Origin of the sequence: Paracoccus liaowanqingii (assembly GCF_004683865.2) — a bacterium.
GTDB lineage: Bacteria > Pseudomonadota > Alphaproteobacteria > Rhodobacterales > Rhodobacteraceae > Paracoccus > Paracoccus liaowanqingii.
Genome location: NZ_CP038439.1, coordinates 549079 through 562485, shown reverse-complemented (window position 1 = coordinate 562485; position 13407 = coordinate 549079). Strand labels below are relative to the sequence as shown.

The window sequence follows — 13407 nt, the reverse complement described above, 5'->3', positions numbered from 1 at the left end:
CCCCGGGGGGCGGCCTTTTTGGTCGATCCCGGGGGATCAGTGGTGCCGGTGAAGGGACTCGAACCCCCGACCCCATCATTACGAATGATGTGCTCTACCAGCTGAGCTACACCGGCATCAGATGGTGACGGGGCGATAGCATCTTCCCTTGGCCGGGGGAAGAGGGCGCGGGCGATTTTTTCGCCGCGCGCCGGGGGGTGGTGCCCCGGTCCCCGAGGGGTCAGGGGCGGGTGCGATCCTTGTCCGAGTCGCTGCCGTCCGAGGGTTCCACATCGGGCCGGATCATCACCGGCTCTGCCTCGGAGATCGGGCGGGCGGGCTGGTCGGCAGCCGCCGCGTCGGGCTTGCGGGCGGGGGCCGGGGTGATGATCAGCGGCTCGGCCGCCTCAGGCTTGACGGGCGCCTTGGCCGGTTTGACCGGTTCCGGCGTGGTCACCGTGGCCGAGGGGTCGTCCACGCGGCGGTAGTCGCTTTCGCGCGGCACGATGCCGGGCGGGACGGCGGGCATGTCCAGTTCGCGCACGGGGCGCGGGCCCTCGGGCTCGGCCGGACCCGGCGGATGCGGGACGACCGGATCGGTCAGGTCGGGGACCGCGTCGGTCGGGGCCGGATGGGGCGCGACGGGTTCCGGGGCGGGCGCGGGCTTGGGCGCACCGACCAGCAGCGGCAGCATCTCGGCCCCGGTGGCCGAAGGGGTGGTGCGGACATTGTCGGGCTCGCGCCAAGTCAGGGTGTCGAAGCCCCCGCAGCTGTCGCAGACCGGCGCCCATTCGTGCATCACGTTGTGGCACTTGTCGCAGACCCATTGCGGCCCGCGCGAGGCGGTCAGCGCGCGCGTCAGCCAGCCGCGCACGACGCTGTCGTCGGCGCCCTCGCCGCGTTCGATGGCGGCCATGATTGACAGCGTGCGCACGTTGGGATGCGTCTCGGCCAGATCCCCCAGGGCGCGGCGGGCGCCGGGGAAATCCTCGCAGGAGATCAGCAGTTCGGCCTTCAGCAGGCGCGTCTCGCCGTGGTCGGGGTTCTTGCGCATCAGGTTGTCGAAGCGCTTGAGCCGGGTGTCGGGCTTTTCGTCCGGCACGATCTCGGCATAGGCGGCGGCGATGTCGGGATGCGGGCGCACCGACCAGGTCTTTTCGAGGATCCGCGAGGCGTTGCGGTAATCCTTCTGCGCGGCATAGCTGCGCGCGGCCAGGACGGCGGCCGGGATCAGGTCGGGCGAGGCCTTGGCGGCCGAGATCGCCGCCTCGCGGGCGCTGATCGAGTTGCCATGCGCCAGCACGTCGCTGGCCTCCTGCAGGGCCAGGACGGCATCGCGGCGGAGCGCCACGTCCTTGGGCAGATCGCCTTGGGCGCGCTTGTCCTTGAGGGTCTGGCGGGCGCCCTTCCAGTCATGTTCCTTGGTCTGCAGCTCCAGAAGCGTGTCTTGGACCTCCTTGTGGCGCGGCTTCAGGGCATAGGCCTTCTGCGCCAGCAGCAGGGCCTTGTGCGTCTCGCCCTCGGCCAGCTTCTGGCGCATGAGCCCGCGGATGCCCACGAAGCGGGTGCGGTCATCGGACAGCAGGTCGCGATAGATCTCGATCGCGCGGGTCCGGTCGCCCGCCGTCTCGGCGGCCTGCGCGGCCAGCAGGTTGGTCAGGTGCGGCTGGTTGAGGTATTTCGCGGCCTTGGCGGCCTTGTCTTGGGCCAGCTTGCCCTCGCCCGAGGCGACGGCCAGCATGCCCTCGCCGAAGGCCGCATAGCCGCGCTTCTCGCGCGAGCGGGCGAAATGGCGGTTGATCGCGGTCTCGTCGCCGACGAGGAAGCGCAGGACCGCCAGCAGCAGGCCCAGGAGCTTGAAGATCAGCCAGGCCGTGACCATCAGGACCAGCAGGGCGACCAGCGCCTTGACCGGGGTCAGCGCGATCTCGGTCCCGCCATATTCCAGGCGCAGCATCTGGCCGGTTTCCGACAGATGCACGGCGCCCAGCGCCAGCAGCAGCACGACGGCGAAGAACAGCAGGATTTTCAGCAGTGACAGCAACATCTGGCGGCCCTCAATTCGTGCCCGAGGACAGGTCGGTCAAAGCCGCCCGTGCCTGGGAATAAGCGGTTGCGCGGGACAGCCAGTCGGCCATGACGGGGGCGGCGAGGGCGGGTTCGGACAGCGACTGCACCTCGGCCAGGGCGGCGTCGATCCGGCCCGCCTGCACCTCGGCATCGGCGCGCGACAGGACGGCATCGGGATCGTCGCCCTCGCGCGGTTCGACCGAGCGGGCGCCGGTCTGGGCGCGCAGAAAATTGGTCAGCAGGTTCCCCTCGCCGCTGGCGCTGGTCTCGCGCAGGCTGGCGCGCAGCGCGGCACGGGCGGCCTCGGGGAAGTCGGATTGCAGCTCGGTCAGGCTGGGCACCTGAGCCTGCAGGGCCTCGGGCGTGTCGATCCCGGCGCCTTCCAAGGCGGCACGGGCCTCCTCGGGGGTCACGCCCTCGTCAAGCGCGGTCTGCAGCGCGGCGATGGCGGCCACGGCCTCGGCGCGGCGGGTGCCTTCGGCGGCGGCGTCCTGCAACTGCTGCGCCTCGGTCCGGGCGGCATCCAGGCTGGCCTGCGCCTCGGCGGCGGCGGTCTCGATCCGCTCCTGCGTCTGCTGGACCTGCTCGGGATCGAAGGACGGGCGGGCGGCCAGTTCGTCCAACCGGGCCTGCTGGTCCTCCAGCCGGGCGCGCTGTTCCTCCAGACCGGCCTGCTGCTCTTCCAGGCGCTGCTGAAGATCGGCCAGCAGGGCGGGGTCGATGGCGGGGGCGGCGTCGTCCTGGGGCTGGGCCTCCTCGGCGGCGGTGTCCGGTGCCGGGGCGTCCTGGCTGTCCGCCTGGGGTTGGGCGTCATCCACAGGGGTGGCGTCCTCGGCAGGCGCGGCATCAGCAGTCTGAGCACCCTCGGCAGGAACGTCGGCGGCCGTTGCGGTGTCTTCGGCGGGCTCGGCTTGGGCCGGATCGGCCTGAGCGGGAGCCTCCTCGACGGCAACATCCTGCGCAGGGGCCTCGGCCAGTGCGGCAGTCTGCTGTTCCAGCGCCTCGATGCGCGGGGTCAGGTCCTCGGGCAGTGCGTCCAGCGCGGCCAGACGACCGGCCTCTTCGGCGGCGGCGATCAGGTCCTCGCGGTCGGGCATCTCTTGCGTGACGGCGGCGGGGGCGTCCTGCGCAACCCAGCCCTCGGGCAGGTGCGGCAGGGCATAGATGGTGGCGGCGGCGCCCAGACCCGCGGCGACGGCGCCTCCCAGGGCGACGGGCCAGAAGCCGGACTTGCGGGCGGGCGCCGGGGTCGGACGCGATCCGCCGGAGCCGTTGCCAGCACCGCCACCGGTGCTGCCCGACCCGCCGCCGGTCGTCTTGGACGGCGGCACGGAGGCGGTCGTTGCCGCAGCGGATGCGGCGGCAGCGGATGCGGGCGACGAGGCCGGGATTCGGGTGGCTGCGGTCTCGGGTGTTCCGGTCGCAGGCTTGTTCGGGGCAGCCTTCTCAGCGGCAGCCTTGTCGGACGCAGCCTTGTCGGACGCAGACCTTCCGGCCGCAGCCGATCCCTTCGGGGGCGTCTTCGGGCTGGCTGCGGGGGCGCCGCCGCCCTGACCCACCAGGGTCGATTCGGCGGGGGTCACGCTGCCGGGCTGGCCGGCCTGGGCCGGGCGGCCGGACTCGACCGGGGTCGAATCGACCACGCCGGAATGCGCCGGGATCTTGCGGATCTCGGGCGCGGCAGCCTCGGGGGCGCCGGACAGCGTGCCGGTCCCCTTGGCGGGGCCGGTGGTCGGGCCAGCGGCGGCCGTGTCGGTCTTGCGGCCATCCGGGCCGCCGGTCTTGCTTTTTGGTGTCTTCACGTCCCTGTCCCCGTCTCGGTGCCTGCTCCGGTGTCCCTGCCCCGGACGGTCGCGCGCGCGTCGTCCCGGTGGCCGCCCGCAGGCGCATCTTCCCCAGCCTAATCAGGCCGGGCTCGACGCTCAACCCGTCGTCGTCAGCTTTGTTCCGCAAGGATGATCTGCGTGATCGCCGCCTGCATCGCCGCGGCCGAGGGTTGCGCGGCCTCTGTACAGCGGGCGGGCGCGGGGCCCGTCCAGGCGGCAGCGGCGGCCGCGCTGATCGCCACCCGCCACAGGGGCGCGCAGGGCTGCGGCAGCATGTCGCCCAGCAGCCGGGCCGAGCGGGGCGAGAAGACCGGCACGATGACCGGCGCCGGACCCGCCAGCAGCAGGTGCGCCTGCGGGGTCAGGGGCAGCGGCTGCTGGTCGTAGACGACGACGCCGGGCACGGGCAGCGGATGGGCCAGGTGGCGGCCATGGGGGTGGATCAGCGGCACCGGGCTGGCGGCGATCAGGGGGACGAGGCCCGCGGCCGTGCCCGGACCCTCGGTCACGGCAAAGCCCGCCGCCCGGGCCAGCCGCGCCGTCCGCCCGCCCACGCAGAGCGCCGGGCGCCCCCGCCCCGGCCCCGCCGCCCCCACCGCATGGGCCGAGGTGAAGACCAGCCCCGCGGCCGCGTGCAGCGCCGCCGCGTCGTGATCCACCGCCACGATGCGCAGGATCGGAGAGGTGACCGCCGGCCATCCGTCCATCCGCGCCGCGAACCGCTGCGAATCGCTCAGGGGCCGGGTCAGCAGCAAGGGCGGGCGGCAATCGGGCGGCATTGGCATCCTGTCCGGCGGGTGCTACGCCCTCAAGGGGTAAGCGTCCCCCTGCATCCGGGCAAGAGCGATGACCGACATGATTTTCCTGGGGATCGAGAGCAGCTGCGACGACACGGCCGCGGCCCTCGTCACGGGCGACCGGCGCATCCTGTCCAGCGTGGTCAGCAGCCAGACCGCGCTGCATGCCGATTTCGGCGGCATCGTCCCCGAGATCGCCGCCCGCGCCCATGCAGAGCGGCTGGATCTTGCGGTCGAGCAGGCGCTGGCCGAGGCCGGGCTGGGCCTGGACGCGGTGACCGGCATCGCGGTGACGGCGGGGCCGGGGCTGATCGGCGGGGTCATGGCGGGCGTGATGTGCGCCAAGGGGATCGCGGCGGGCACCGGCCTGCCGCTGGTCGGCGTGAACCACCTGGCGGGCCACGCGCTGACCCCGCGCCTGACCGACGGGGTCGACTTTCCCTATCTGATGCTGCTGGTCTCGGGCGGGCATTGCCAGTTCCTGCGGGTGGACGGGCCCGACGCCTTCACCCGGCTTGGCGGCACCATCGACGATGCGCCGGGCGAGGCCTTCGACAAGCTGGCCAAGCTGCTGGCCCTGCCCCAGCCCGGCGGCCCCCAGGTCGAGGCCGAGGCGGCGCAAGGCGATCCCCGCCGCTTTCCGCTGCCCCGCCCGCTGCTGGACCGCCCCGGCTGCGATCTGTCCTTTTCCGGCCTCAAGACCGCCGCCCTGCGGCAACGCGACGCGCTGATCGCCGCCCAAGGCGGGCTGCGCGCGACCGACCGCCGCGACCTGTGCGCCGCCTTCCAGACTGCCGTGGCCGAGGTCCTGGCCGAGAAATCGCGCCGGGCGCTGGCCCTGTCGCCGGTCCCGCTGCTGGCCGTGGCGGGCGGCGTGGCCGCCAATGCGCAGATTCGCGCCGCGCTGGAGCAGGTGGCGGCCGAGGCCGGCGCCCGCTTCCTGGCGCCGCCGTTGCGGCTGTGCACAGACAATGGCGCGATGATCGCCTGGGCCGGGATCGAGCGGTTCCGCCTGGGCCATCGCAACGGGATGGACCTGGCCGCCCGGCCCCGCTGGCCGCTGGACGGCCAAGCGGCGCCGATGCTGGGACATGGCAAGCGGGGGGCCAAGGCATGATCGGGATTCTGGGCGCGGGCGCCTTCGGCACGGCCCTGGCGGTGGCGCTGACCGCCAACGTGCCGGTGACGCTGTGGGGCCGCCGCATCGACTGGACGGGCGAGAACCCCCGCCTGCCCGGCGTGCCCCTGCCGCCGGGGCTGTCCGTCACGCAGGACCTGGACCGCGCGCTGCAGGCCGACACGATCCTGCTGGCCCTGCCAGCGCAGGTGCTGGGCGCCTTCCTGGACGATCATGCCGCCCGGCTGGACGGCAAGCGCCTGGTCAGCACCGCCAAGGGGATCGACCTGCGCCGCCTGACCGGCCCCTCGGCCCTGATCGCCCAAGGCTGCCCCAACGCCACCGTCGCGGTGCTGACCGGCCCCTCCTTCGCCGCCGACATCGCGCGGGGCCTGCCCACCGCGCTGACGCTGGCCTGCGCCGATCCGGAGGCCGCGCAGGCGCTGCAGCAGCGCCTGTCGACGCCGGTGCTGCGCCTCTACCGCACCACGGATGTCATCGGCGCCGAACTGGGCGGCGCGCTGAAGAACGTCATCGCCATCGCGGCGGGCACGGTGATCGGCGCGGGCCTGGGCGACAGCGCCCGCGCCGCCATCATCACCCGCGGCTTTGCCGAGATGACGCGGCTGGCCGGCCATCTGGGCGCCCGCCCCGAGACGCTGACCGGCCTGTCGGGCCTGGGCGATCTGACGCTGACCTGCACCTCGGGCCAGTCGCGCAACTTCCGCTATGGCTGCGCGCTCGGATCAGGCAAGGATTTCGACAGCACCACCACGGTCGAGGGCGCGGCCACCGCCCGGGCGCTGGACCGCATGGCTTCGCGCGACGGGCTGGACCTGCCCATCGCCGCCATGGTCGCGCGCCTTGCCGAGGGCGGGATTTCGGTGGAAAAGGCCATGGACCGATTGCTCAGCCGACCCCTGAAGGAGGAATGATGCCGCTTTTCGCCGTGATCTGCCGGGACAAGCCCGGCGCGCTGCAAACCCGCCTGGACACCCGCGACGCCCATCTGGCCCATATCCGCGACAGCGGCATCGTGGCCATGGCCGGCCCGCTGATCGAGGATGGCGAGATGGCCGGCTCGCTGGTGATCCTGGACGCCGCCGATCTGGCCGCAGCCCAGGCCTGGGCCGCGGCCGACCCCTACAAGGCGGCGGGCCTCTTCGCGACCACCCAGATCACCGAATGGAAGAAGGTGATCGGCTGATGGCCTACTGGCTCTTTAAGTCCGAACCCGACGTCTTCGGATGGGACGACCTGATCGCCAAGGGCGCGGCCGGAGAGGAATGGGACGGGGTGCGCAACTATCAGGCCCGCAACAACATGCGCGCCATGCAGATCGGCGATCTGGGCCTCTTCTACCATTCCAACATCGGGAAGGAGGCCGTGGGCATCGTCGAGGTGATCGCGCTGGCCCATCCCGACAGCACCGCCCCCGACACCAAGTGGGACTGCGTCGACATCCGCGCGCTGCGCAAGCTGCCCCGTCCGATCAGCCTGGACGAGGCCAAGGCCGAGCCGCGCCTGCGCGAGATGGTGCTGGTCACCAACAGCCGCCTCTCGGTGCAGCCGGTCAGCGACGCCGAATGGGCCACCATCCTGGAATTGTCGGGCGACCGGGGCTGAGGCGCGGCGCCGCCCCTTCATCTTGGCGGAAATATCCACGGGGGTCCGGGGGCAGTCGGCCCCCGGCCCGACCACCCGCCGCCCATATCCGCGGCAGGGGCGCGCGCCATGCCCCGAATCCGCTTCACCCCCGCCCCCCGGCGCGCTAGGTTTCCGCCCGTCCCGCACCCCCCAAGGAGGTCCCATGAGCCAGCGCCTGCATCTCGTCTTCGGCGGCGAACTCGTCGATCCGCAAGGCACCAAGTTCCGCGACACCAACAACATCCACATGGTCGGCATCTTCCCCGATTACGACAGCGCCTTCGCCGCCTGGAAGACCGAGGCGCAGCGCACCGTCGACAGCGCCCAGACCCGCTATTTCATCGCGCATCTGCACCGCCTGCGCGACGAGGAGCGCGAGGTCAGCACGACCGAGGAACTGGGCGGCTGATGAGCGGGTCGGGTCTGGGGCAGCTGGGGCTGTGGCTGCATCTGCGCGGCCGCCGCGGCCAGGCCCCGGGCCTTCCGCCGATCCCGCAGGGCTCCGGCCCGGTGCTGGTCCTGCATGTGTCCCCCGACGCCTCGGGGGCCGAGCCGCAGATCCTGCGCCGCCTGACCCGCGCCCGCCCGCAGTTGCGCCTGGTGCGCCTTTGCGCCGAGGAGGCCGAGGCCGACGATCCCGCCGACGATCCGGTCCTGGTGGCGCAACTTCTGGACCGGGCCCGGCCCGGGGCGGTGCTGCTTCTGGGCACGGCCCTGCCCGCCGCCCTGATCGCCGCCGCCGCGACCCGGCAGATCCCGGTCCTTCTGGCCGAGTTCCGCGTCGGTCCCCGCGATCTGGCCTGGGGCCTGCAGGGCGGCATGCGCCGGCAGCTGCTAGCGCAGGTCGCGGCCGTCATGCTGACCGACGCGGCCAGCCTGGGGCTGTCGCGCCGCCTCTCCCTGCCCGCCGCGAAGCTTGCCATGACCGGCCCCGTCTCCGAGATCCGCGAGCCGCTGCACTGCTCGGAAACCGAGCGCGTCTCGATGGCCCAGCAGATGAACGGCCGCCATGCCTGGTTCGCCGCCAGCCTGCCCGCCCCCGAGGAGGCCGTGGTGCTGGAGGCGCATCAGGCCGCGCTGCGCCGGTCGCATCGCGCGCTGCTGATCCTGGCGCCCCGCGATCCGGCCCGCATCGACGCGCTGGCCCGCGACATCGAGGCGGGCGGGCTGACCGTCGCGCGGCGCAGCGAGGACGAGGATTTCGGCGACGAGATCCAGGTCCTGCTGACCGACGGCCCGACCGAGATGGGGCTGTGGTACCGGCTGGCCCCGGTCAGCTTCATGGGCGGCACGCTCTGCGGCGACGAGGCCGCGATGCGCCATCCGTTTGAACCGGCGGCCCTGGGATCGGCCATCGTCCACGGGACCGAGGCCGGGCCCTTCCGCACCGAATGGCAGCAGCTGGACGGCGCGCAGGCCGCCCGCCAGGTGCGCGGCCCCGAGGATCTGTGCCAAGCGATCGCCGACCTGACCCAGCCCGAACCCATCGCCACGCTGGCCAGCAACGCCTGGACGGTCAGCACCGGCGGCGCCGATGTCGCGATCCGCATCGCCGACCGGGTGCTGGCGGCGCTGGACGCCCCGCGCCCCGCCGCCGCGCCCCGCGAAAGCCTGCCCGCATGAGCCGCGCCCCGGGCTTCTGGTTCCTGCGCCCGCCCAGCCTGCGCGCCCGCCTGCTGGCCCCCTTGGGCGCCGCCTATGCCCGCGCCACCGCGCGGCGGCTGGCGCAGGGCGCGCGCGCGCCAATGGGCGTGCCGGTGATCTGCGTGGGCAACATCAATGCGGGCGGCACCGGCAAGACCCCCACCGTCATCCATCTGCAGATGGCCTTGGCGGCGCGCGGGATCGCGGCGCATGTCGTCTCGCGCGGCTATGGCGGATCGGCCACCGGCCCGCTGCGGGTCGACGAGCGGACCCATGACGCCGCCCTGACCGGGGACGAGCCGCTGCTGATGGCGGCCTTCGGCCCGGTCTGGGTCGCCGACGACCGGCTGGCGGGCGCCCGGGCGGCGACGAATGGCGGCGCGCAGGCGATCATCCTGGATGACGGCTTCCAGGATCCGGCGCTGAAGCATGACCTGTCCATCGTGGTCGTGGATGCCGCCAAGGGCTTCGGCAACGGGCTGTGCCTGCCTGCGGGCCCCCTGCGCGAACCGGTGGCCAAGGGATTGGCGCGCGCCGATCTGCTGCTGTCGGTGGGCCCGCCCGCCGCGCAGGCGGGCTTTGCCCCGCCGCCCGGGGCCCCGCCGCATCTGCGCGGCCATCTGGCGCCGTTGCAGATGGGCTTCGACTGGCGCGGCCACCGGGTGCTGGCCTTCGCCGGCATCGGCCATCCCGAGAAATTCTTCGCCACGCTCCAGTCCCTGGGCGCCGAGATCGTGCGCGCCGAGGGGCTGGAGGATCACCAGCCCTTCACCCCCGCCCTGCTGACCCGGCTGGAGACCGAGGCCCGCCGCGCGCGCGCCCAGCTGGTCACCACCGAAAAGGACGCCGCCCGCCTGCCCCGCGCCTTCCGGTCCAAGGTCATGGCCCTGCCCGTGCGGCTGGCCCTGCAGGACGACACGGCGCTGGCGGCGGCGCTGGACCGGCTGTTTCCGCGGCCTGTTTGAAATCGCCGCGGGGATGCCGATATAAGGGCCTTCGAATGCCGCGAAAGGATGCCCATGTCACGCAATGCCGGAAGTCGGCTGAGCTTCTACCTGCTGCTGATGCTGACGCTGTACGCCTCGCTGGCGGGCGCGGGCTGAGGGCATCATGGGAAAGCGCATCACGGGGCGGTTCTCGCCCGACAGCCTGCTGAAGAACAACCTGCCCGATGGTCCGCCGCGCGCGGCCCTGCCGCCGACGCCGCGCCACCCGCATGAGGGGCGGCCGAAATGGATCACGCTGGCGGCCTCGCCCTTCCTGCTGGGGGCGTTCTTCCAGGGCGCGACCGGCATGGTCACCGATCTGGCGGCCTTCGGGCTGGTGGCCAGCGGCATGTACATGACCCGCGAGGGCCTGGTGGCGCAGGCCGCCTATCAGGCCCGCCGCGTGGCCAAGCGCCCGGCCATCCCAAGGAAGCTGTTCGGCGGGGTCATGGCGGCCCTGGGCATCGGGCTGGGCGCCGCCGAGCCGGGGGTCTGGGCCGAGGCCGGCATGATCGGCGCGGCGGGGCTGGCGCTGCACCAACTGTCGTTCGGGCTGGATCCCTGGCGCGACAAGGGCCGCGGGGATGTGGACAGCTTCCAGCAGGGCCGCGCCGAGACGATGATCGACGAGGCCGAGGGGCATCTGGCGCAGATGCGCGAGGCCATCGCGCGCAGCGGCGACCGGCGGCTGGAGGCGCGGGTGGCCGTGTTCGACGCCAGCGTCCGGCACCTCTTCGACCGGGTGCGCGACAATCCCGGCGGGCTGAGTTCGGCGCGCCGCTATCTGGGGGTCTATCTGATGGGCGCCCGGGACGCGACGATCCGCTTTGCCGATCTTTACGCCCAGACCCGCGACCAGCGCGCCCGCGCCGATTACGAGACCTTCCTGGACGATCTGGAGCGCGACTTCATCGCCCGGGCCGACCGGCTGCTGGACGGCGACCGCGATGCGCTGGACATCGAGATGTCGGTGCTGCGCGACCGGCTGGCCCGCGAGGGGCTGACCGGCGCCGCGACCCGCGTCTCGCCCGAGGATCGCCCCGCCCTGCAGAGCCAGGAGGCGCAGACGCTGGACGAGCTGCTGCGCATGCCCGTCCCCGCGCCCAAGGTGCCGCGCGACTGATGCCGCGCTTTGCCCTGCAGGTCGAATATGACGGCGCCCCCTTCGCCGGATGGCAGGCGCAGGCCGATCAGCCCTCGGTGCAGGGCGCGCTGGAAACGGCCCTGGCGCGGCTGGATCCGGGCTTTGCCGGGCGCCGCATCGCCGCCGCCGGGCGCACCGATGCGGGCGTGCATGCGACGGGACAGGTGGCCCATGCCGATCTGGACCGGGACTGGGATCCGTTCCGCCTGTCCGAGGCGCTGAACTGGCACCTGAAGCCCGCCCCCGTGGCGATCCTGCAGGCGGCGCGGGTCGAAGACGACTTCCACGCCCGCTTCTCGGCGCAGGAGCGGCGCTATCTGTTCCGGCTGGTGGCGCGGCGGGCGCCGGTGACGCATCTGAAGGGCCGGGTCTGGCAGGTGCTGAACCCGCTGGACGTGGACGCGATGCGCGCCGGCGCGGCCCATCTGATCGGGCGGCACGATTTCACCACCTTCCGGTCCTCGCTGTGCCAAGCCAGCAGCCCGGTCAAGTCGCTGGACGAGATCGGGATCGAGACGGCCGAGGTCCCGCAGGGGACGGAATACCGGTTCTCGCTGCGCGCGCGGTCCTTTCTGCACAATCAGGTCCGATCGATCGTGGGCACGCTGGAACGGGTGGGCGCGGGATCATGGCCGCCCGCGCGGGTGGCCGAGGCGCTGGCGGCACGGAACCGCGCGGCCTGCGGCCCGGTCTGCCCCCCGCAGGGGCTGTACCTGACCGGGGTCGGCTATCCGCGCGACCCGTTTGCCTAGCGTGTAGTGGGCGTCTTGCGGGCGCGCGGCGAGGGGCCGACGGGCAGGTAGGTCTGCGCGCCCCGGCGGCGGCGCGGACGTTCGTCGCGGCGCGAGATCACGATCTTGAGCGTGCTCCACAGGATCCACAGGTCCAGCCGCATGCTGCGATGGCGCTGATAGATCAGGTCGATCTTGAGCTTGGCGGGCAGGCAGCGGCGGTAATAGGCGGCCTCGGTCGCGGCGGCGGACTTGCAGCGCGCGAGGATCCGATCCTCGTGGCGGTGATAGATCAGCGTGGCGAGGCCGGTGACGCCGGGGCGCGAATGCAGCACCTGCCCGTAGACGGCGGGAAAGCGTTCGACATATTCGCGCAGCGGCGGGCGGGGGCCCACAAAGCTCATGTCGCCGAAGAGGATGTTGAACAGCTGCGGCAGCTCGTCGATGCGCGAGCGGCGCAGGAAGCGACCCATCGGCGTGATGCGCCAGTGCTTGTGCGCGCCGGTCGCGCCGAAGTCGTCCTGCTCGAACAGCATGGTGCGGAACTTCCACTGCGTGAAGGGCTGGTTCGGCCCGCGCATCCGGTGCGCCGCATAGAAGATCGGGCGTCCCTGCAGGATCAGCAGCGCGCCCGCCACGGCCAGCATCACCAGCGACAGGGGCATCAGCAGCAGCAAAGCCAGGACGATGTCGAAGGCGCGCTTGGACCGGGGCATGGGATTGACGCCGGGGGCCGTGGCCTCGCCGATGAACCACGCCATCTTGGGCGAGGTCAGCGCCCGCAGCTGCGTCGCATCCGTATTGTCCCAATCATGGTGGATCGTCACGACTCCTGCCCGCCTTGCGTCTTTCCTTGGCCCTCTGGGCCTTTCTGGCGCTAGCACAGCTTGGGCGGATTGGAAACCGCCCCGGCGGAAAGGCGCGCACTCCCTTGCGCGGGCATGGCACATCGGCCACTGTCCGGGGACAGGACGATGGGGGCGGCGCCGACAGCATGCGGAAATTTCTGGTCCTTCTGGACGACAGCCGGGAATGCCTGAACGCAATGCGCTTCGCCGCGATGCGGGCGGCGAAGTCGCAGGGCGCGGTGGTGATCCTGTCGGTCATCCCGACCGAGGAAATCCAGCATGGCTTCGGCGTGGCGGACGTGATGCGAGCCGAGGCGCGCGAGCGGATCGAGGCGCATTTCGAGGTCTTCGCCAAGTGGATGCGCTCGCGCCCCAAGATCGAGCCCGAGCTGGTCATCCGCGAGGGCGACACCGCCGAGGCGCTTCTGGCGCAGATCACCGAGGACGGCGAGATCGGCGTCGTGGTGCTGGGCCTGTCTGCCGACAAAAGCAGCACCAACCCGGTTCTGACCCGGCTGATGCGCGATCCGGCCAGCCTGCCCTGCGCGATCACGCTGGTCCCGGGGGACCTGTCCAAGGACCGGCTGGAAGCGATCACCTGAGGCCCCCCGCGGGTTG

14 protein-coding genes and 1 tRNA gene are annotated in these 13407 nt (G+C 72.5%); 10 read left to right on the top strand and 5 right to left on the bottom strand.

The window, feature by feature from the left end:
* Nucleotides 1–40 precede the first annotated feature (40 nt).
* The 4 genes from E4191_RS02705 to E4191_RS02690 form a co-directional block, all read right to left on the bottom strand.
* A tRNA-Thr gene (locus tag E4191_RS02705) sits at nucleotides 41–116 on the bottom strand.
* A gap of 104 nt (nucleotides 117–220) precedes the next feature.
* Nucleotides 221–2026 (bottom strand): heme biosynthesis protein HemY, encoded by a 1806-nt coding sequence (locus E4191_RS02700; protein WP_135312044.1) that lies wholly within the window; start codon nucleotides 2024–2026, stop codon nucleotides 221–223.
* A gap of 10 nt (nucleotides 2027–2036) precedes the next feature.
* On the bottom strand, nucleotides 2037–3851 hold the full coding sequence (locus E4191_RS02695; RefSeq protein ID WP_135312043.1) for a hypothetical protein: 1815 nt from the start codon (nucleotides 3849–3851) through the stop codon (nucleotides 2037–2039).
* 134 nt (nucleotides 3852–3985) lie between these two features.
* On the bottom strand, nucleotides 3986–4654 hold the full coding sequence (locus E4191_RS02690; protein ID WP_135312042.1) for a uroporphyrinogen-III synthase: 669 nt from the start codon (nucleotides 4652–4654) through the stop codon (nucleotides 3986–3988).
* Between the two features lie 67 nt (nucleotides 4655–4721).
* On the opposite strand from E4191_RS02690, the gene tsaD reads away from it, so the two are divergent.
* The 9 genes from tsaD (at nucleotide 4722) to truA (ending at nucleotide 11962) form a co-directional block, all read left to right on the top strand.
* Nucleotides 4722–5789, top strand: coding sequence for a tRNA (adenosine(37)-N6)-threonylcarbamoyltransferase complex transferase subunit TsaD (gene tsaD / locus E4191_RS02685; RefSeq protein ID WP_135312041.1), 1068 nt, complete (start codon nucleotides 4722–4724; stop codon nucleotides 5787–5789).
* Entirely contained in the window at nucleotides 5786–6724 is a 939-nt protein-coding gene (locus E4191_RS02680) for an NAD(P)H-dependent glycerol-3-phosphate dehydrogenase (RefSeq protein WP_135312040.1), read from the top strand. The genes tsaD and E4191_RS02680 overlap by 4 nt, the downstream gene beginning before the upstream one ends.
* Complete coding sequence (locus tag E4191_RS02675) at nucleotides 6724–6996, top strand: YciI family protein (protein ID WP_135314289.1); 273 nt, start codon at nucleotides 6724–6726, stop codon at nucleotides 6994–6996. Before E4191_RS02680 ends, E4191_RS02675 begins: the two co-directional genes overlap by 1 nt.
* Nucleotides 6996–7415 (top strand): EVE domain-containing protein, encoded by a 420-nt coding sequence (locus E4191_RS02670; RefSeq protein WP_135312039.1) that lies wholly within the window; start codon nucleotides 6996–6998, stop codon nucleotides 7413–7415. The genes E4191_RS02675 and E4191_RS02670 overlap by 1 nt, the downstream gene beginning before the upstream one ends.
* A gap of 184 nt (nucleotides 7416–7599) precedes the next feature.
* Nucleotides 7600–7845, top strand: a complete 246-nt coding sequence (locus E4191_RS02665) for a DUF4170 domain-containing protein (protein WP_135312038.1) — start codon at nucleotides 7600–7602, stop codon at nucleotides 7843–7845.
* Entirely contained in the window at nucleotides 7845–9059 is a 1215-nt protein-coding gene (locus E4191_RS02660) for a 3-deoxy-D-manno-octulosonic acid transferase (RefSeq protein ID WP_135312037.1), read from the top strand. The genes E4191_RS02665 and E4191_RS02660 overlap by 1 nt, the downstream gene beginning before the upstream one ends.
* Nucleotides 9056–10045 (top strand): tetraacyldisaccharide 4'-kinase, encoded by a 990-nt coding sequence (lpxK, locus tag E4191_RS02655; RefSeq protein ID WP_135312036.1) that lies wholly within the window; start codon nucleotides 9056–9058, stop codon nucleotides 10043–10045. The genes E4191_RS02660 and lpxK overlap by 4 nt, the downstream gene beginning before the upstream one ends.
* Nucleotides 10046–10190: 145 nt before the next feature.
* Nucleotides 10191–11189 (top strand): 5-bromo-4-chloroindolyl phosphate hydrolysis family protein, encoded by a 999-nt coding sequence (locus tag E4191_RS02650; protein WP_135312035.1) that lies wholly within the window; start codon nucleotides 10191–10193, stop codon nucleotides 11187–11189.
* Nucleotides 11189–11962 (top strand): tRNA pseudouridine(38-40) synthase TruA, encoded by a 774-nt coding sequence (truA, locus tag E4191_RS02645; protein WP_135312034.1) that lies wholly within the window; start codon nucleotides 11189–11191, stop codon nucleotides 11960–11962. The genes E4191_RS02650 and truA overlap by 1 nt, the downstream gene beginning before the upstream one ends.
* Here truA and E4191_RS02640 read toward each other — a convergent pair.
* Nucleotides 11959–12768 (bottom strand): sugar transferase, encoded by an 810-nt coding sequence (locus E4191_RS02640; RefSeq protein ID WP_135312033.1) that lies wholly within the window; start codon nucleotides 12766–12768, stop codon nucleotides 11959–11961. The genes truA and E4191_RS02640 overlap by 4 nt on opposite strands.
* 167 nt (nucleotides 12769–12935) lie before the next feature.
* Between E4191_RS02640 and E4191_RS02635 the strand changes: the two genes are divergently transcribed.
* Nucleotides 12936–13391: a universal stress protein gene (locus E4191_RS02635; RefSeq protein ID WP_135312032.1), complete on the top strand. Its 456-nt coding sequence runs from the start codon at nucleotides 12936–12938 to the stop codon at nucleotides 13389–13391.
* The last annotated feature ends 16 nt before the right edge of the window (nucleotides 13392–13407 follow it).